Annotated in this window: 12 protein-coding genes and 1 pseudogene; 5 read left to right on the forward strand and 8 right to left on the reverse strand. The window is 61.9% G+C overall.

The genetic code is table 11. The features are described 5' to 3' along the window. Nucleotides 1-201: 201 nt before the first annotated feature. The 3 genes from QRN48_RS05645 to QRN48_RS05655 all read left to right on the forward strand — a co-directional run bounded on the left by QRN48_RS05645 (nt 202) and on the right by QRN48_RS05655 (nt 5,376). Entirely contained in the window at nt 202-2,457 is a 2,256-nt protein-coding gene (locus QRN48_RS05645) for a putative bifunctional diguanylate cyclase/phosphodiesterase (protein ID WP_191943744.1), read from the forward strand. A gap of 198 nt (nt 2,458-2,655) precedes the next feature. Next, complete coding sequence (locus tag QRN48_RS05650; protein WP_285349348.1) at nt 2,656-3,882, forward strand: MFS transporter; 1,227 nt, start codon at nt 2,656-2,658, stop codon at nt 3,880-3,882. Between the two features lie 183 nt (nt 3,883-4,065). Next, nucleotides 4,066-5,376 (forward strand): GAF domain-containing sensor histidine kinase, encoded by a 1,311-nt coding sequence (locus QRN48_RS05655; protein ID WP_285349349.1) that lies wholly within the window; start codon nt 4,066-4,068, stop codon nt 5,374-5,376. A 307-nt stretch (nt 5,377-5,683) separates the two neighbouring features. On the opposite strand, the gene QRN48_RS05660 is transcribed toward QRN48_RS05655, so the two are convergent. The 7 genes and pseudogenes from QRN48_RS05660 to QRN48_RS05690 all read right to left on the reverse strand — a co-directional run bounded on the left by QRN48_RS05660 (nt 5,684) and on the right by QRN48_RS05690 (nt 13,684). Next, nucleotides 5,684-7,204: an ArnT family glycosyltransferase gene (locus tag QRN48_RS05660; protein ID WP_285349350.1), complete on the reverse strand. Its 1,521-nt coding sequence runs from the start codon at nt 7,202-7,204 to the stop codon at nt 5,684-5,686. Between the two features lie 3 nt (nt 7,205-7,207). Further along, a complete protein-coding gene (locus tag QRN48_RS05665) occupies nt 7,208-7,486 on the reverse strand; it encodes a lipid-A-disaccharide synthase N-terminal domain-containing protein (protein WP_037009524.1) in 279 nt (92 codons plus the stop codon). Continuing rightward, entirely contained in the window at nt 7,483-8,229 is a 747-nt protein-coding gene (locus QRN48_RS05670; protein WP_285349353.1) for a glycosyltransferase family 2 protein, read from the reverse strand. The genes QRN48_RS05665 and QRN48_RS05670 overlap by 4 nt, the downstream gene beginning before the upstream one ends. A 20-nt stretch (nt 8,230-8,249) precedes the next feature. Next, a complete protein-coding gene (locus QRN48_RS05675) occupies nt 8,250-9,233 on the reverse strand; it encodes an NAD-dependent epimerase/dehydratase family protein (protein WP_285349354.1) in 984 nt (327 codons plus the stop codon). Nucleotides 9,234-10,291: 1,058 nt separating this feature from the next. Further along, nucleotides 10,292-11,692 (reverse strand): annotated as a pseudogene (locus QRN48_RS05680) (right-handed parallel beta-helix repeat-containing protein); the annotation flags it as partial. A 94-nt stretch (nt 11,693-11,786) separates the two neighbouring features. After that, a complete protein-coding gene (locus QRN48_RS05685; protein WP_285349356.1) occupies nt 11,787-12,488 on the reverse strand; it encodes a DUF3053 domain-containing protein in 702 nt (233 codons plus the stop codon). Nucleotides 12,489-12,739: 251 nt separating this feature from the next. Beyond that, the gene (locus QRN48_RS05690; protein WP_285349358.1) at nt 12,740-13,684 is read right to left on the reverse strand and encodes a DNA/RNA non-specific endonuclease; all 945 of its coding nucleotides are present in this window, start codon (nt 13,682-13,684) and stop codon (nt 12,740-12,742) included. A 336-nt stretch (nt 13,685-14,020) separates the two neighbouring features. Here QRN48_RS05690 and QRN48_RS05695 point away from each other — a divergent pair, with 336 nt between their 5' ends. After that, entirely contained in the window at nt 14,021-16,447 is a 2,427-nt protein-coding gene (locus tag QRN48_RS05695; RefSeq protein WP_285349359.1) for a DUF3772 domain-containing protein, read from the forward strand. A gap of 99 nt (nt 16,448-16,546) precedes the next feature. On the opposite strand, the gene QRN48_RS05700 is transcribed toward QRN48_RS05695, so the two are convergent. Then, a complete protein-coding gene (locus tag QRN48_RS05700) occupies nt 16,547-17,416 on the reverse strand; it encodes an SDR family oxidoreductase (protein WP_285349360.1) in 870 nt (289 codons plus the stop codon). A gap of 191 nt (nt 17,417-17,607) precedes the next feature. Between QRN48_RS05700 and QRN48_RS05705 the strand changes: the two genes are divergently transcribed. Continuing rightward, nucleotides 17,608-18,501 (forward strand): LysR family transcriptional regulator, encoded by an 894-nt coding sequence (locus tag QRN48_RS05705; RefSeq protein WP_285349362.1) that lies wholly within the window; start codon nt 17,608-17,610, stop codon nt 18,499-18,501. Nucleotides 18,502-18,505: the final 4 nt, after the last annotated feature.

Raw genomic sequence — 18,505 nt, forward strand, 5'->3', positions numbered from 1 at the left:
GGCCAACAAATCTTCGCCAATGATGGCACTAAGATACTATCGGGTACTCAAAGCTCATGCTCAACGGCCCATCGCCCAGGCGGCTCCACGTGTCTCCACGGCCCAGGCGTACGTGGCCGCCTCCAGGGTTGACTTGAACTCACCCTGATGGGAGCAGCCTCGACTGAATACCTTCTGAATCACCCCTCGCAGGAATTGTGCATGGCCGCGTTACCTCACCTTGGTTTGAACAAACAGGACGTGCTGGCTCACTTTGTGGATACGGCCTCCCACTTCACCGGCACGATAGGCGCGACCCTGATCTGCTGCGAGAACGATCGTTTAAGCATTGTTTCCTCCTACGGCAGCGCACCGCCGATCACGCCGGATTCCACCACGGCCGGATGGTTGAAAATGGTGTTGTCCTATGGCGACGTGGTCGACGTCGGCGAGACGATGCCGATTGACGCCGTGCAACCCACGGGGCTGCATTCACTGGTCAGCGATTCGCTGGTCTGCGTGGCCATCAGGGCACCTGCTGGCCGGCTGACAGGGGTAGTGCTGCTGACTATCCCGGTCCCCCATGCACGCCTGAGCGCTGCGCAAACCTACGCACTGCAAACCCACGCTGCCGACCTCTACGAAGCGCTCCAGCTGCACCCCATCAGCGCCGCCAGTGGGTCTGCGGCCATCGAACGCCTGCGCTTGCTCGAATCGGTGGTGGTCAATGCCAAGGATGCCATCCTGATTACCGAAGCCGAGCCCATCGATCTGCCGGGCCCGCGCATCGTTTACTGCAACCCGGCGTTTCTGGCCACCACCGGTTTCAGTCTGGAAGAAGTCATCGGCAAGACGCCGCGCATATTGCAGTGCGAGGACACCGACCGCGCGACATTGCAGCGCATACGCGACGCCCTGCAGCGCTGGGAACCGGTGGAAGTCGAACTCATCAACACGCGGCGCGACGGAACGAAATTCTGGGTGCAGCTGAGCATCGTTCCGGTGGCCAATGAGAAAGGCTGGTTCACCCACTGGGTGTCCGTGCAGCGTGACATCACCGAGCGCAAGGACGCCGAGCGCGCTGTCCAGCAAGCGCAGCTCGACCGTGAGGAACGCGTGGCGCTTGAATCGCGGCTGTTCGAGCGCGAGCGAATGCAGGACGAGCTGTCTTACGCCGCCTTTCATGACGAGCTCACACGCCTGAAAAACCGTGGCTACTTCATGGGCCGGATCCAGGCTGCGCTAAACGGCAACGGCGATGGACACGTCGGCGCGGCGACGGTCTTGTACCTTGACCTGGACCGCTTCAAATACGTCAACGACGGCATGGGCCACCACGCCGGTGACATCCTGCTCAAAAGCGTCGCCGAGCGTCTCAAAGCCTGCATCGACCCGGATGCCGTGATCGCCCGCATTGGCGGCGATGAGTTCGCCATCCTGTTGACCGGCGCGGACCACGAAGCCCAGGCGATTGAAACCGCCAGGCGCGTGACGCGGGCGCTCAGCGTGCCGACGGAGATCGACGGCCAGCCACTGTTCACTTCCTGCAGCATCGGCATCGCCAGCCTGGACGCTCAGCACAGCATCGCCGAAGACCTGATCCGTGATGCAGACGTGGCCATGTACGCGGCCAAAAACAAAGGCCGTGGCAGCTGGGCGGTCTTCGACCTGTCGATGCGCCAGGCGTCGATCAACATGCTGGTGATGCAGAACGCGCTCAAGCACGCCATTGCCCGTGATGAGTTTTACCTGGTCTATCAGCCGATATTTTCCATTGCCAGCGAAGCCGTCGTCGGCGTTGAAGCGCTGGTTCGATGGCGCCACCCGACACTGGGGAACATCTCACCGGACGTGTTCATCAGTGTGGCTGAAGACATTGGCGTCGCGGGCGATCTGGGTCGTTGGGTCATGCGCAACGCCTGCCGCGAGGTCAAGGGCTGGAACAGCGGTACGCAGGGCAAGATCAAGCTCAATGTGAACGTGTCGGGTGTCGAACTCAACCGTCGGGATTTCGCTGCGCAAGTCGCCGACATCGTCCAGGAGACCGGGTTTGACGCCCACTCCCTGCAGATTGAAATCACCGAGTCGGTGTTCCTGCACGAACCCGAAATGGTCGCCGAGACGCTTGAAGAGTTGCGCGCACAGGGCATCCGGGTTGCGCTGGACGATTTCGGTACGGGCTACAGTTCCCTGGGCTATATCGACCGTTACCCGATTGATTCGATCAAGATCGATCGCTCGTTTGTGACGCGCATGATGAAACACGAGCGCAGCGTGGCCATCGTCAAAAGTATCCTGTCCCTGGGCCAGGCACTGGACCTTGCGATTGTCGCGGAGGGCGTCGAAACGGTCGGCCAGCTTGAGCAATTGCGAAAGCTGGGCTGCCCGTATGCGCAGGGCTTTCTGCTCAGCCCACCGGTACTGGCGCGGGACGCCGAGGCGTTGTTTCTGGCGCGAAAGCCCAAGGCGCTTGATTGACCGCGACAGCCCTTCCCCGCGCCGGAGTCCTGGAAACATCGAACCGGACCACGGCGCAGGCGTCCCATTGATTGCACTGATGATCACTATCGAATGACCGGCCTGCAGGATTAACACGCCCGCCTCCTATACTCGCCTCCGATTTTGCCCATCCCCTCGCCTGCCGCACGGGCGACTTTTTCCGTGGAACCCAGCCTCATGCCAAGCGCCAGCCAAGCCCCTCGCGGCCTACCCGAACATCGTCAGCAAAGCGTCAAACAACAATGGCTGGCGATACTCTCCGTCGCCATCGGCGCCTTCGCTCTGGTCACCAGTGAGTTTCTGCCGGTGGGCGTGCTTAACGACGTTGCCAGCGATCTGGGCATCAGTGCGGGCCACGCCGGCCTGATGGTGACCCTGCCCGGCATTGCCGCCGCCCTGGCAGCCCCGCTGCTGTCGGTCGGCATTGGCGCCATGGACCGTCGCTATTTGCTGATCGGACTGACGCTGATCATGATCATCGCCAACACCGTGGTGGCCTACGCCAGCGACTTCAGCCTGCTGCTGTTTGGCCGTGTACTGCTGGGCATCAGCATCGGCGGGTTCTGGGCCACGGCCATTGCGCTCAGCGGACGACTCGCGCCCAAAGGCGTCGGTGTGGCGCAAGCCACCTCGATCATCATGGTCGGTGTGACCCTCGCGACCGTGCTGGGCGTGCCGGTCGGCACCTGGCTGAGCGGCCTGCTGGGCTGGCGCACGACCTTTCTGGTCACCGCGCTGGTCGGCGTGCCCGTACTGCTGGCGCAGATTTTCCTGCTGCCACGGCTCATGCCCGACAAGGCCATTCGCATCGCAGACCTGCCGGCCCTGTTCATCAACCCGCAGTCACGGGTCGGATTGATCGCGGTGTTGTTGATCGGCCTGGCGCACTTTGCCGCGTATACCTACGTTGCCCCTTTCTTCAAACAGCAGTCCGGCTTTGACGGCCCGACCATCGGCTCGCTGCTCCTGCTCTACGGCGTCGCCGGGGTCATCGGCAATGTGTTCGCCGGGTTCGCCGCCAACCGCAGCGTGCGCCATACGTTGTTGCTGGTCGCTGTGATGATCGGCATCAGCACGGCGCTGTTTCCCTACTTCGCCACCGGCATGACCGGCGCCGCCATGCTGATCGCGCTCTGGGGCTTTGCGTTCGGTGCGTTCCCGGCTTGCGCCAGCATCTGGATGTTTGTCGTGGCGCCCAAGGATGTCGAGCGCGGCATGCCGCTGTTCGTCGCCCTGTTTCAAGTGATCATCGCGCTGGGCTCGTTCTTCGGCGGACGTATCGTCGATACACTGGGCAGCTCCGCCCTGTTGAGCATCGCGACCGCGCTGGTGGTCTGCGGCTTTGCGACCGTGCTGGTGCTGGGGCGTCACGTCAGTAATAACCCGGTGGCACAGGCCTGCTAAGCAGCGGATTTGCGCGGTGTCGCATCTGCTTTCCCACGATTGACAGGCGCGACACCGAGGGCGGTATCGGGGCCCTTTTCTGGATCCCTGATAACGCCCATAAGCCCGCCTGGCCGCTGCGCTTGCGGTCCGACGGGCCTCAGCGCATGATGCGGGACGATTGACTCTCGCTCCGGTTTATTGATGGCCCATCATCCCGCCCCCTTCCCTTTCAACGAGGAAGAGCGTGTCTTATCGCTCGAACACCTGGATGTGCTGGACAGCGCACACGAAAAGGAATTCGACGATATTGTCTTACTCGCCACCACCTTGTGTGATGCCCCCATTGCGCTGGTTTCGCTGGTGGATCGAGAGCGCCAATGGTTCAAGGCCTGCATAGGCCTGGGCGTGCAGGAAACTCATCGAGACCTGGCTTTTTGCGGCCATGCGATTCTGGAGCCCGCGGATGTCCTGGTGGTCGAAGACGCGACCCTCGACCCACGCTTCTCCTCCAGCGCCCTGGTGCTGGGGCCGCCCTATATTCGCTTCTATGCCGGCGCGCCCATCGTCACGGGCAGTGGTGTTGCGCTGGGAACGGTCTGCGTCATCGATACCCGCACACGAAGCTTGAGCGAGGGCCAATCCCTGGCCCTGCAGGCCCTGGCCCGACAAGCCGCTGCGTTGCTTGAAGCCCGTGTGTTGGTGAAGCAGCGCGAGCAGCAACTGGACCATCTTCAAGAGCGTTTCCAGCAAGCGGAGCGAACTCACAGCGAAGTCATGCCGCTGCTTGAGCATTCACGCTGCATTTCTTCGCTGGGCATGCTGACCGCCAGCATTGCCCATGACTTCAACAACCTGCTGCAGAGTGTCAGCGCCGCCTTTCAGATGACCCGTTTGCGCTCGCGCCGGCCGCTGGACGTCGAGCGCTTTTCCGACACCGGTTTGCAGGCGGTGGAACAGGGTCGTCAGTTGATCAGCTACCTCATGTCGAGCGTACGCGGTGACGGGCCCGACCTGATCTGTATCGACGTGACGGCGCGCCTGCATTCCGCGCAATCGTTGATGAAACACTCGATGGCGGGGTCCATCGACCTGAGTTTCGATTTTGCCGAATGGGGCTGGGGGGTGCTGTGTGTGGAGGCCCAGCTGCATGCGGTGGTGATGAACCTGCTGACCAACGCTCGCGATGCGTTGAACGGCACAGGGCAAGTACGGGTGGCCACGCGCTGGGTACACGTCGAAGACGATCTGTCGTTGCAACAGGGCGATTACCTGGTGGTGAGCGTGCAAGATAACGGCCCGGGCATGACCGCCGAGGTCGCCGCGCGGGTGTTCGAGCCCTTCTTCACCACCAAGGCCAGCGGTGCAGGCACAGGCCTGGGACTGGCCCAGGTCAAGGACTTCGCGGTCAAATCCGGCGGTGACGCGCGGATCAGAACCGCTCCCGGTGCGGGCACAACCGTCAGCCTTTATCTGAGAATCCTCGGTTCCATCGCCGCTTCCGAGGCCATTTAATGGCTGAAGCGTTGCGGCCGCCATCCCCTTTTTCCGCCTGAATAGCCAGCCCCCGCGGTTGTTCCAGGCTGAAGCCATTCTCGCAACGGGAATTGCTGACAGATGAGGGTGAGCTTGCTCACAAAGGGATCAGCGCAGCCAATGGAAAATCTGCGCAAGCCTGCGCATTCCGAATGCAGAAGAAGCGGCTCAACCTCCCGCCTGCAACTCAGGGTTCGTCGGCAGAGTCAGGCTTTGGGTGCAAGCCAGAAAGCACTGCAAGAACTCCGCGCATGAGCCCGGCCGCTTTTAATTCAAGTCGAGCGCGCTACCGGCCGGTGTCTCCCCATGAAAAATGAAAAGCGCGGGCAGGCGTCGTTGGGCTGCATTGGCCATTGTCGGCATCAGGGCCGACGATGACCCACTCAGCTCTCGACGTTGATCCAACCGCGCGGGCTTTATTGCGCAAGAAACACCGCTCGATCTCAGCCACTGGCACCATCGCATAGGCCTCGGGATGAGTGCGCAACCAAAGAGCGGCATGTTCAAGGGCCAAGGGGTCCGCAAAGCCGAAATGGACCAGCGGCTGGCGCGCGAAGAGCCAGTGTCCCTCCCGCCAGCCAACCAGAACCAGTTCGGCGCTGGAAGTCATTCGAGCAGCTTCGGCCATGAGCTTTTCGTGGGGGTTGGGCCCGTCTGTGTACGGCTCGACGAAGCCACGCGCGAACCACAGAAAAAACCATGCCACCGCCACGCTATTGAATACGCCGCGACGTTTTGGCCGATCACCAAACCATCGTCGAAGCAGCCAGGGAACCATCGGTGCAGCGGCCAATACCAGACCAGGCACTGCCGGAAAAATATAAAGCTTACGCTTGCCGGTGCTCAGGCAGAAAAACAGCACCACAAGAACCACCCAACCCAACAGCACAAGCAGGCGGCCGTCGTGCCTTTGCAGTTGCCGTCGCCACACGGGTACCAGCCAGGGTAATGCCAGGACCAGGGGCAGCCAATATTGCGGGATGACGGTCAGGAAATACCAGAACGGCTCGCGGTGGTCCCAGGCCGAGGCGAATCGGTCGCCGGTCTGGTGGAGCAAAATCTCCTTGAGGTATGCCAGTTCTTCAGCGCCGCCGTGGAGCCAGACGTTGGCCAGCAGCGGGGCAAGCCAGACGGCACAGCCCGACAGCAGCATCAGAAAACCCACAGCCCAGCGACGGCCCTGTCCCGGCATGATTGCCACACCCTGCCACCTCTTTCGCACTGCATAGACGTAGGGCAGCAACATCAACGCGGGCAGAAAACCGACCCCTTTGCTGATGATGCCCAGGCCCATCGCCAGACACGCGAGGTAGAACCACCCCCATGCCGGCCCCAGCAGCAGATGACGTGCCATACCGTAAAAGCCGACGGCAATCCACAGGCACAGGAAGCTGTCGATTTGGCCGACACGCAATACGCTGTAGGTTTGATAGGTGGCTAAAAACAGCAATGCTGCGATCCTGCCGACCCTTTGGCACCATAGGCGCCGGCCCAGGTCGTACAACACGGCAGTGGTCGTAGCCGCCGAGAGCAGGCCCGGGATGTATAGCGCCTGCCCGGGCGAGCCGGTCAGCCAGATAAAAAAGGCGACCGCCCACATGAACAGGGGCGGCTTGTCGCCATATATCTCGCCGGCACGATGAGGGATGAGCCAGCTGCCGCTGTCAAGCATCTCCAGCGATACGCCTAAAAAGCGTTCTTCGTCGACGTTGAACGGCTGTCTGATACCAAAACCTGCACCGACCAGCAGCAGAGCAAGCACCACCAAAGCCAGGCATTGCAGCATGGGGGAATGGGCACGTCGCAATCGTTATTCCTTCAATGCTTTGTGTTTGGCAATCAACTGCAGATTGCGCAGATAAACGACGAAGCCAAATGACTGGCCGATGATGAACACGGGATCTTCGCGGTAGATTGCATAAAGCAGCAGCAGTGCGCTGCCGAGCATGCTGAGGTACCAGAACCCCACAGGAATAACGCTACGTTTCTTGATTTCGCTGTAGAGCCATTGCAACACGAAACGGCCAGTGAAGACTGCCTGGCCGAGAAATCCCACACCGAGCCAAAGCGCTTCGCGGGTGAAGTTCATTCGACCACCTCCACAGCTTTCGTACCAAGCCGCGTACGACGCACGAGCCACCACACTCCGAAGAGATCGAGAATGCCGACAAGCGCTCGATCCAGATTGCCATAGTTCGAAACGCCAGCCTGGCGATGACGGTGGTGAACGGGATGCACAATCATTCGGCCTTGATCGCGCTGGATCAACGCGGGAATGAACCGGTGCATGTGGTCGAAGTAAGGCAACCGCAGAAACGCCCGGCGCTGGACCAGTTTTAGGCCACACCCCGTATCGGGCGTCGCGTCCCCGAGCAGGCGGCTACGCAGGGCATTGGCGAAGCGGGACGCCCAGCGCTTGCTCGCGCTGTCCCGCCGGTTGATGCGATGCCCCGCCACTAACGTCACCAACGGGTCCTGCCCGTGGTTGGCACTGCGCACGAGAGCCAGCATGCCGGGCAAGTCGGCAGGGTCGTTCTGACCGTCACCGTCCAAGGTCGCGAGCCATTCTCCACAAGCGGCGTGGGCGGCATGCCAGATCGACGTGCTCTGCCCCAGGGAGACCCTGTGGTGCAGGATTCGCAACGGGTCGTACCCTTGCGCTTTGATCTGTTGCAGAACGTGGAGCGTGTCGTCGGTACTGCCGTCGTCAACTACCAGCACCTCATAGCGCTCGCCGGCGAGTGCCGTTCGTATTTCATGCAGCAGTGAGGGCAGGTTCTGCGCTTCATTTTTTGCCGGGATCAACACCGACACAAGCACCGTTTCACTCATTGCACCCACCGATTTTCCTGTTATGCCTGTTTGGCCGGGTAGAAATTCCGATACCAGCGCGCGAATTCAGCCACGCCTTGCTCCACGCTGACCTGCGGGCTGAAGTCAATCCACTGAGCAAGGCCTGATACATCGGCCCAGGTCTGCGGGACGTCTCCGGCTTGAAGTGGAAGGTAATTGCGCTTTGCCTGGACTCCCAATGCCGATTCCAGGCAAAGGATAAAGTCAAGAAGCTTGACCGGCTTGCCTCGCCCGATGTTGAACAGCTGGCAGGGCGCGACCCCATCGATGAGCGGTGGTGGCCTTGGCAGCAGCCGGGTGATCGACTCGACGATGTCGTCGATGTACGTGAAATCCCGCGCCATCTCCCCGTCGTTGTAGATATCGATGGGCTCGCCGTGAAGGATGGCTCGGGTGAATTTGAACAGCGCCATGTCCGGCCGTCCCCACGGGCCATAGACGGTAAAAAACCGCAGGCCCGTTGCACGAATGCGATACAGATGCGAATAGCTGTACGCCATGAGCTCGTTGGCGCGCTTGGTCGCCGCATAGAGAGAAACAGGCTGCTCAACGGCATCCTCCACGGCGAAAGGCATCTTGGTGTTTGCGCCGTAAACAGAGCTGCTGGATGCGTAAACCAGATGGTTCACAGGGTAAGCCCTGCACGCTTCAAGGACGTTGAGAAACCCGACCAGGTTGGCCTGGGCATACACACCCGGGTTGTCGATGGAATAACGAACCCCCGCCTGAGCCGCCAGATGAATAACCTCGCTGAAGCCAGACGTGCTGAAAAGGTCGAGCAATGATCGAGGGTCGACGATGTCGATGGGCTGGAACTGAAAGGATGAGAAGTTTCCAAGCTGCGCAAGTCGGGCGGACTTGAGCTCGACGCTGTAGTAGTCGTTCAAGTTGTCGATCCCGATTACCTGAACGCCGAGGCCGCACAATCGCCTCGCCATATGAAAGCCGATAAAACCCGCAACCCCCGTTATCAATACCGTCATCGCGGTACCCGGTGACTGTGCGGATGTACGCCGATATCACGCCGCGCCATCGCCCCATCACCCAAACAGGATGCAGAGCTGCCGGCTGCACGGGTAAACCCCTCGGCCCTGGCTAGCCTGTCGCTATGCCTCATCTGTACCGGCCGGAAGACCTGAATGAGTTCAACACCCTTTGCGCCAACCACGATCACCCTCATTTCACATGCCCTTGTTACAGAACTTGCCAGCTGGCCAGCATTTTCAGGCCAGAGGGATCGGCCCTGTTAAATGCATGGTCGGCGAAAAGAAAATCATGTCAGAGCAATATGAACGAGAGATGTCGTCAAGCCGAAATGGCAGAGCTTGTCTTGTAGCGTGGGACGGGCAGTCGGTGCCGGGTGACAGTGCAAGTTAGCCTGAACTACAGGCTTCACCCACCTGATGAAGTTAGCCAAATGGACAACGTGATGCCGTGAGCAGACAGTTGCTAAACGAGTAACCGTGCGGGGTTGACGAAGGTGAATGCCGAGGGGCCGAGGTGATATCGCGGTGTATGACAACACCATCGAGACGTACCGCAGGGCCGGTTTGTTGCCATGCATTGCGAAGGGCTGGCGGCGACAGTGATGCCTCGCCACGCGCCGTGAACGTCTTGTTACGGCGCGTGGCGGATTCAGTTGTTCACCGCTGCCAGACTTCAGCCGGGCAGATGGCAAACGGGCCCGGCATCAGGCAAACCCGGCCTCTGGATGCGCCACCGCCACGCCCACCACTTCGACCGCCGCGTGCTCCGCTCCGGCAGACGTGCTCGCCAGCGCTGCATCAGCGTGGGCGAACACAACCGACCGCGCCGGCAGACCTCCTGCGAAATTGCCATCGAGCACCAGCTCAAAGCGATGCCCTTGCACATCGGCATCCAGATCCTTGAGGTACACCCGCGTGTGGTCAGCGTTGGTGGTCAGCTTCAGGGTCGAATCGTGGCCATCGCCAAAGCCGACGAATCCAAGGCCGGAGACGTCTATCGTGTCGTGTTTTACATCAAAGTCGCCAATGCGGTCGGCATGCCCCTGGGTCGCGGTTCGGTAGCTGTCGGACACCGAACTGAACCGGAACACATCGGAACCCGCGCCACCGAAGAGTGCGTCGGCATCGGCCCCGCCGATCAAAGTGTCGTTGCCGCTGCCGCCGCTCAACCGGTCTTGACCATCACCGCCCCACAGCAGATCGGCGCCTGCGCCGCCGTTCAAGCTGTCCGCGCCGGCCTTGCCATTGATCGAATCGGCCTTGGCCGTGCCGCTGAGGGTGTCAGCGCTCTGCCCGCCTTCGATGGCATTGAGCACGTGGTTGGTGCCGATGTGGTCACCCGCACCTTGCAGGGACACGTCGCCCTGCTGCAGATGAGCAAAGGTATTGCCGTATACCGAATTGCTCCCGGTCTGGCCATTGACCTCGGCCACGCCGAAGGTGCTCTTGGCCCCGCCAGTGATGATGTTGTCGGCAAACGTGTTGTGGTCCGCAGGGAAAAACTTCCCCGAAACGCCGCCACGGTCATCGAAGGGTTGAATCAAGACCTCCGGCAGCGCTCCACCCTGGGCGTTTTCATGGATCAGATTGCCGCGGACTTCGACATCAGTGCTGCCATAAAGGCGTACACCGGAGGTGGCATTGTGATGAATGTCCACCCCGCTGATGTCGACACCGCTCGACAGCTTGACCAGCACGCCTTCGGCTCCGTTGCCGTAGAGTTCGCCGCCCTCAATCGTGATGTGGTGCGGTGACGGAATGTTTTCGCTGCCGCGCTGAATGACGATGCCGGCGCCGGCGTTGTCGTGGGCCACGTTATTCAGCAGCGCCAGATCATGGGTGGTGGTCACGATGTTGAAGCCGTGACGGTCATTGTCATAGGCCAGATTGTTGCGAAAGGTGCTGTCGATGAGGTAATCGGCAACGAAACCGTCCAGCCCGTTGCCGTGAGACACGCTGTTTTCGATCAGCATGTTCACCGTGCGTTCGTGCGGGTCGAAGCCGTAGCCGGAGCAATCGCGGATTTCAACGCCAGACAGCGTGACGTTGCTGTCCTGCCCCGGCTTGCCTGGCAGAAAGCCGTTGTACCAGCCATCCACTTTGCCCGTGGTCGCGTCGCGGTTGCCATCCAGGGTCAGGTTGCTCACGCCGAAATCATGGGTCGCCTCGCCGCTCGCAGAACGGATGAGACCCGTGACCGCCTGGCTGGAACCGTCCGCCAGCTTGAGCACCGTGGCGCCCATGCCGTCGCCTTTGATGAATACGTTGCTTTTAAGCATCAGCGCGCCGTCGGCGGGCTTGCCTGCTGCGGTGAGGGTCCACGTGCCCGCAGGGATATAAACTTCCCCGCCGCCGGCCTTGGCTGCTGCATCGATGGCCGCCTGGATGGCCGCCGTGTCAGACGTATGCCCATCCCCGACTGCGCCAAAATCCCGGACATTGAATTGCTGTGTCATAAAGTGCTCCGTTTCAAAAAGTCGTGGGCAGTATGCGCATGATCACGGCAGCGCGGCCCGGAGTTAGCACGAACAGAGCGCCTGCACCTGGGACTCACCGACCCATCATCACGCTCTGCAAGCGAGTCTGGGCGTCCTGCACCTGCCTGGCCTTCGCATTCAGCTCCTGCAGGAGGCCATTCAGTTCAGCCTGCACCTTGGCGTCTTTCACCTGCACCACCGCACCGTTGATCTCGATTTGCGATTTATGCGCCTCGACGTAGTCCGCCACTTTCAAACCGGTGTCCAGCGTGCTGTTGACTTGCGGCAAGACCGTCAGGAAGGTATTGGCCGGCACGGACACCGTGCGGTCGTACGCGCTGTCGTAGACCGGCTTCAGGTCGTCCGGTTGCTTGAGCTGGGCGTGGGCAGTGTCGGCCTTGGCCAACTGCTGCTTGAGCTGAGTGACCATGTCGTTCAATCCGCTTTGCACGGCCTTCAGATCGTCCCGCCGTTCAATGACATCTCCCAGCGAACGGAAGGCGCCCTTCTGCACCAGACCGCCCAACGGTTTGACGCTGGCGTCCATGCCGCTGTTGAAATCAGCAATCACCGCATAGTGACTGGCGTAGTCGCCAAACGCCTTGGATTCATCCGGCGTGAGCTTGGGCACATGTACGCCCGGCTTGTCGATGATCCGGGTTTGCAGGAACTGCTTGAAAGCGGCGCGCTGGTCGGGCTCGCTGTTGCCGCAAGCGGTCAGCAGCAACGGTAGCGCAAGGGCGAGTAACCAGTGACGGGTAAAGGTGACGTTCATGTCGCAAAATCTCCGGGAAGTGAATGGGCCCGCCATCAAGGGCTGAGGGCGGGCGTGCTGTCGAGCCTGCCGATCAACCGGACAGAACCGGGCATCGGCGCGGACAGCAGGCGTCATCCTAGATAGCCGTTAAGCGCATTAATTCCCCTTGGCTCCTGTTTTTTCGTGAAGGTGAAGAACGACGGTCATCTGGCGTCCGGCTTTGCGCGTGGGTCCACTGCAGGCCAAACGGGCTCGGCCGGGGCGGCAGGCTACAAGCGGATATCCTGCGGCCCCTGAATCAGCGCTTCGATGCGGGTACCGGTGATCTGCTCTTCATTGGAAAATCCGTCGTAGCGCACCAGCTCGCCGAAGTCGACGCCGGCGAGCTGTCCGATCTGCGCGACGCTGCGGCGATAGGTCCTGAGGGCGCCAAATACCAACTCCAGTTTGTCGAGCTCGCGGGTCTGGTCGATCAGGTACGCGCTGGCCGACGGCTTGCCGTCATCGCCCAGAAACGCGACCACCTTCCAGAAGGCGCGGGGGATCTGCACGCCTCGGTACACAGGGTCGTCAGTGCGCAGCACCGGCCCGGTGAAGATCGTCGCCCGGCCGTTCCAGCGGCGCGTGTTGTCCAGAATGAAGTTTTCCAGTTCGAGCCAGGTTTTTTGATTGAACGCGGCCATCTGCGGCGAGCAGTTGGTGAAGTGGAAGGTGTCCAGGTTGGCGGCCTGGGCTTCGGTGCCCCAGTTCGGGTCCTGGCGGCGGACCAGGTGGCCGCGGTCCAGCAGGTTGTCGCGGTACATGTCCTCGCCAATCTGCGCCTCCACCGGCAGGCGACCGTCGTAGGCCCAGGCGTCCTGCTTTCGCACGATCTCCACGCTGCTGGCGCCATCGATGTTGACCCCGACGTACTGCGCGATGCGGCGGCTGCGGGACATGCTGATCGAGAAATGGGTGTAGTCCAGACGGTTCCCCGGGTTGCCCAACGGGTAGATGTCTTCCGGCGTAAGCGAGGTCGGCCACGGCACCACGAAGTCACCCAGAAAATCACTGCTGTAGCCCTGCCGGTCTTCCAGCTGCGTGGCTGGCGTGATCCGCGGTTGCGCAGACGACCGCAGCGCAGTGGCGGGTGTCGGCGCCGCAAGGGCAATGGGCTGCAGATCCGCCAGGCGCGGCTGGTGGGTGAGATTGGCTTGAACGTGCTGTGTCGCCATCGTGTTGCCCCTCTGTTCTGTAATGGCTCGCCATACGCGTGCCGTGTCTGAGTGCGAAACGCGATCATGTGCCGGGCAATGTGACCATCCCGTGACCCTGCCGCCTAACCCGTCGCACGGGCGGCACCGAAGCGCCGGTTCAGGCAGCCAGAGCTGAATGATTCATCCGCCGCCAGGCAGGGCCTGCGAGGGTGCTCATGCCCCAATCCTTGCTATGATCCGCCTCCGCGCGATGGCGAATCTCCCATAGCCGCGACCCTGCGTTCAAGGCGCAGGCCAGACGCACAGACCGCAAAGCCGGTTAACGCACCGGTTAACGCACCCAAGGGAACCCCAATGCAACACGCTACGTTGAACCGTATCTACACCGGACTGCTTGCCCTGCTGCTGTTGTGCGGCACGCTGCCCGCAATGGTCCAGGCAGCGCCCGCGCCGCAGGTGGCGACGCAAGCCGACGCCACACCAGAAGTTGAGGCGCCGAGTCTGGATGACCTGAGCGAGCAGCTCGACCAGATCCGCCAGAAAGTCACGGTGAGCGCCAACGAGGACCTGCTGTCCACCTTGCGTCAGGCTGCCTTGCAGGTGCAAAAGCAGGCCGACGATCTGGTCGCCAAACAAGCGGTCGACATCGAGCACCTGAATGATCAACTCAACATTCTGGGCCCGGTGCAGCCGGACGAAGCGCAAACCCTGACGTCCCAGCGCAAGACGCTGACGGCGCAAAAGAACGCGCTGGTCAATGACGAACGCCAGACCACCACACTGAGTCAGTCCGCCCGAGACCTGGCCACGCAAATCTTCAGCCTGCGCCGCAGCCTGTTTGACTCGCAAATCAGCACCCGCACGGCCAGCCCGCTCAGCTCGGCGTTCTGGTCGACGCTGATCCGCCCGACCGACGATGACCTGCGACGCATGAACGGCCTGCTGAGCGATGTGCGCAGCGTCTTCAACAGCGCACTGGCACCCGGCAACCGGATGCTGTTTGGCAGCGTCGTACTGGGCGCGCTGTTCGTTTGGGTCGTGGTGCGGCGCCTGCTTGAAAGCCTGTTGATCCGTGTGGTGGTCCGCTGGTTGCCCGAGGGACGCCTGCGTCGCAGTGCCCTCGCGCTGGCCGTCGGGCTGTCGACGATCCTGACCATTACCGCGGCCACTTCCCTGCTGCGCTGGGGCATCGTCAGCAATGCGGTGCTCAGCAATGACGTGGTCAATCTGCTCGACCAGTTGCAGACGCTGATCACCTTCTGCGCGTTCATTGTCGGCCTGGGTCGCGCGCTGCTGATGCTGCCGCACCCTTCCTGGCGTTTGCCGAATATCGCTGACGAGATCGCCACGGCGATGGGTCGCTTCCCGCCTGTATTGGCGCTGGCGCTGATGATCATCGGCACCCAGGAGCGCATCAATAGCGTCATTGCCAGCAGCCTGGCCCTGACCGTTGCCGTCAACGGCCTGACCGCACTGGCGGTCTCGCTGGTGTTCTTCTTCGGCCTGCTGCGCTACCGCCGCACCCGCCGCCAGCACGCATTACCCCGCCCGGGCGGCCTGGTCGGGCTGATCCCGTTCGTGGTTGCGGTGTGGGTCGGCCTGAGTCTGCTGGCATTGCTGAGCGGCTATCTGACGCTGGCGTATTACCTGGCGGTCAAGCTGCTGTGGATGAGCGTGGTGGCTTCGACGGCTTACCTGTTGGTGGCCTTCTTCGGCGACGTCTGCGAAAACCTGTTATCACCCAAGCAACCGGGCGGGATGGCGCTGGGCTCGGCACTGGGCCTGTCGCCACGCCATCAGGCCCAGGCGAGCACTGTGCTGGCAGGCATCGGCCGCACTCTGCTGCTGCTCACCGCCGCACTCCTGGCGTTCCTGCCCTCAGGGTCCAGCCCGGGCGAACTGCTCGAAAGCTTCACCCAAGTGGACGTCACCAACAAATCCCTGGGCAACCTGAACATCGTCCCGAGCGACATTCTGCTGGCGTTGGGCTGCCTGGTCGCCGGCCTGCTCGGCGTGCGTGTACTCAAAGAATGGTTCGGCGAACGGCTGTTGCCTGAAACCAACATGGACGCCGGGATGCAAGCGTCGCTGGTGACCTTGATCGGCTACATCGGCTTCGTGCTGGTGGTTGCGGTGGTGATGTCGACCCTGCACATCAGCCTCACCAACCTGACCTGGGTGGTCAGCGCACTGTCGGTGGGGATCGGCTTTGGTCTGCAAGCGATCGTGCAGAACTTCATCTCCGGCCTGATCCTGCTGACCGAGCGGCCGGTCAAAGTCGGCGACTGGGTCAGTCTGGCAGGGGTTGAAGGCGATATCCGCAGGATCAACGTGCGAGCGACCGAAATCCAGATGTCCGATCGCTCCACGGTGATCGTGCCGAATTCGCAGTTCATTACTCAGAACGTGCGTAACGTGACCATGGGCAACGCGCTGGGCGTGGTGGGTGTCTCACTGACCCTGCCGCTGGAAACGGACGTCTTGAAGATCCGCGAGCTGCTGTTGCAGGCCTTCACCGAACACGAGGCCATCCTTGATACGCCGGCGCCATCGGTGACGTTCAAGGACCTCACCAACACGGGCCTGATCATCAGCGCCACCGGCTTTGTGAACAGCCCGCGTTCGGTGGGTAATGCCCGAAGCGACCTGTTGTTCACGGTGCTTGGCCGCCTGCGGGAAATGGGCATCGCCCTGTCTGCACCGCAAAGCATGGTGCTGATCAATGAGGGTCTGGGCAACGCCGGGCTGCGCCAGGAGCCGCCGCCAGCGACGGTGGTGTAAGTTTCCGGTCGCGCATGGACGCGCGACACCATTGCCCAGACATAACCAAGCCCGCTGATCGCGGGCTTTTTCTGCGCCAGACTTCAGAGCGTCGGTGGCTCAGACCGGGCGCGCCAGAGGCATGGCGAAGTCCTGATAGCGATGCAGGTCCCGCCCGAGCATCTGCGTCAGGCGCGCCACGTCGCCGGGTTCCGGAATCATCCCGTCGCCGACAAAGCGCTCGGCCATGAGGCGCATCTCGTAGGCCATCCAGGCGGGCATGAAGTTCGCGACGTTCTGTTCAAAAGCGGTCGGATCGTCGCCCCCGTAAACCACCGGACGACCGAGCACCTGCGTCCAGATCGAGGCAACACCCTCCCCCGTCAGCGTGTCCGGCCCCACCAGATTGATGGTTTCAGAGGGCAACTCATTGCGCGCCTGATCGCGACGCAGCAGCTCCAGGGCCGCCACCTCGGCGATGTCCCGCGCATCGACCATGGCCAGCCCCTTACTGCCGATGGGCATGGGGTAAATGCCGTGCTCAAGGATGGCCTGGCTGACCATTTCGTCGTTGTCGATAAAGTACGAAGGACGCAGGATCGTGGCGCTGAAGCCCATCGTCTCGATCATTCGCTCGGCGCCTGACTTCACCGCGAAATGCGGCACATTGACGAAGCGGTCGGCGTGGATGACCGAGAGGTAAACGACCCGGTTAACGCCGGCCTCCCTGGCGATGTTCAGTGCAATCAGCGCTTGAGTGAATTCATCGGCGGCGACGGCATTCAGCAGAAAGAATGTCGAGACACCAGCAAACGCGCGCCGCAGTGACTCAAGATCAAGCATATCGCCCTGAACCACCTCGACCTCAGGCGCAAAGCGGGTTTTGGACGGGTCCCGAACCAGCACGCGCACGTCTGCGCCGCGTTCAAGAAGTTGCTCGACGACTTTGCTGCCGACTCGGCCGGTAGCGCCCGTAACGAGGATGGTCATGATGTTCACCGTGGTGGGTTGGACTGGAGACGTCACTATCGGCGGATCATGGATGGGCCGATAGCCTCGATAATTGGACAGGCCGTCCCGTATGTGGAACAGTCGCCGCTTCTCGTGGAAGACTCCTTCGGCGCTGAGATTCAGGCTCCCGTCCTTCAGCCACGGCTGGTGTGAACATTTCAGGTGCGACCATGGATTTACTGGCTCTTTCGGATTTCAACCTCGTCGCCCGGCACGGCGGATTCGGGCGCGCCGCTCGAGCCACCGGCCGGCCCAAGGCAACGCTGTCACGCCGGGTCGCGGAACTGGAGCGCAGCCTGAACCTGCGCCTGTTCGAACGCGGCGCACGCACGCTGAAACTCACCGAAGAAGGCCGGGCGCTGTACGAGCGAACCGGCTCGTTGCTCAGCGAACTCGATGAGACCGCAGCAGACATCGCCTCAGGCGGTGCGCGGCCGCGCGGCCGATTGCGCATCAGCGCCCCGCTGTTCTTTGCGCAGACGGCGATGGGCAAGCTGGCCGCAGGTTTCGCGCTGGAACACCCGGAGGTGCGGCTTGAAGTCACCACCGAAGACCGCGCCGTGGACATGATCGAGGAAGGCTATGACCTGGTGATCAGGGTCAATCCCGCGGTCGATGAAAGCCTCATCGGGCGCATCTTCCTGCATGATCGTCTGGTCGTGGTCGCGAACCCGCAGTTGGCGAAACCGGCAGCCGACGTTGCAGTGCCGGCGGTGGTGAGGGGACCCGGCGACCGCGACATCAGCTGGAACCTCACCTCCCCCGCGGGCCGAAGCCGCATGACGATTGACCCGGTGCTGAGCCTGTCTTCGCTGATAATGGTGCGCGATGCAGTGCTGGCGGGCGTGGGCGTCGGGCGTTTGCCCGTGTCACTGGTGGGCGAGGATATGCGCGCCGGCACGCTGCTGCACTGGGGCGACATCGACGCTGCGCCCGTTGCATTGTGGGCGCTGTATCCGTCGCGGCGGCTGCTGAGTGCGCGCGTGTCCGCGTTCCTCGATTACTTGCGACGCGCCTTCCCGCACGGCGCGCCCGAGGAGCTGGCGGCGTTCATGGCCCGGTAAAGCT

The sequence above is a fragment of the Pseudomonas sp. ME-P-057 genome, from assembly GCF_030208975.1.
GTDB lineage: Bacteria > Pseudomonadota > Gammaproteobacteria > Pseudomonadales > Pseudomonadaceae > Aquipseudomonas > Aquipseudomonas lutea.

Coding starts and splice junctions, on each gene's coding strand:
- QRN48_RS05645 (WP_191943744.1), top strand. CDS start 202: ATGGCCGCGTTACCTCACCTTGGTTTGAACAAACAGGACGTGCTGGCT.
- QRN48_RS05650 (WP_285349348.1), top strand. CDS start 2,656: ATGCCAAGCGCCAGCCAAGCCCCTCGCGGCCTACCCGAACATCGTCAG.
- QRN48_RS05655 (WP_285349349.1), top strand. CDS start 4,066: ATGGCCCATCATCCCGCCCCCTTCCCTTTCAACGAGGAAGAGCGTGTC.
- QRN48_RS05665 (WP_037009524.1), bottom strand. CDS start 7,486: ATGAACTTCACCCGCGAAGCGCTTTGGCTCGGTGTGGGATTTCTCGGC.
- QRN48_RS05670 (WP_285349353.1), bottom strand. CDS start 8,229: ATGAGTGAAACGGTGCTTGTGTCGGTGTTGATCCCGGCAAAAAATGAA.
- QRN48_RS05675 (WP_285349354.1), bottom strand. CDS start 9,233: ATGACGGTATTGATAACGGGGGTTGCGGGTTTTATCGGCTTTCATATG.
- QRN48_RS05685 (WP_285349356.1), bottom strand. CDS start 12,488: ATGAACGTCACCTTTACCCGTCACTGGTTACTCGCCCTTGCGCTACCG.
- QRN48_RS05690 (WP_285349358.1), bottom strand. CDS start 13,684: ATGGCGACACAGCACGTTCAAGCCAATCTCACCCACCAGCCGCGCCTG.
- QRN48_RS05695 (WP_285349359.1), top strand. CDS start 14,021: ATGCAACACGCTACGTTGAACCGTATCTACACCGGACTGCTTGCCCTG.
- QRN48_RS05700 (WP_285349360.1), bottom strand. CDS start 17,416: ATGACCATCCTCGTTACGGGCGCTACCGGCCGAGTCGGCAGCAAAGTC.
- QRN48_RS05705 (WP_285349362.1), top strand. CDS start 17,608: ATGGATTTACTGGCTCTTTCGGATTTCAACCTCGTCGCCCGGCACGGC.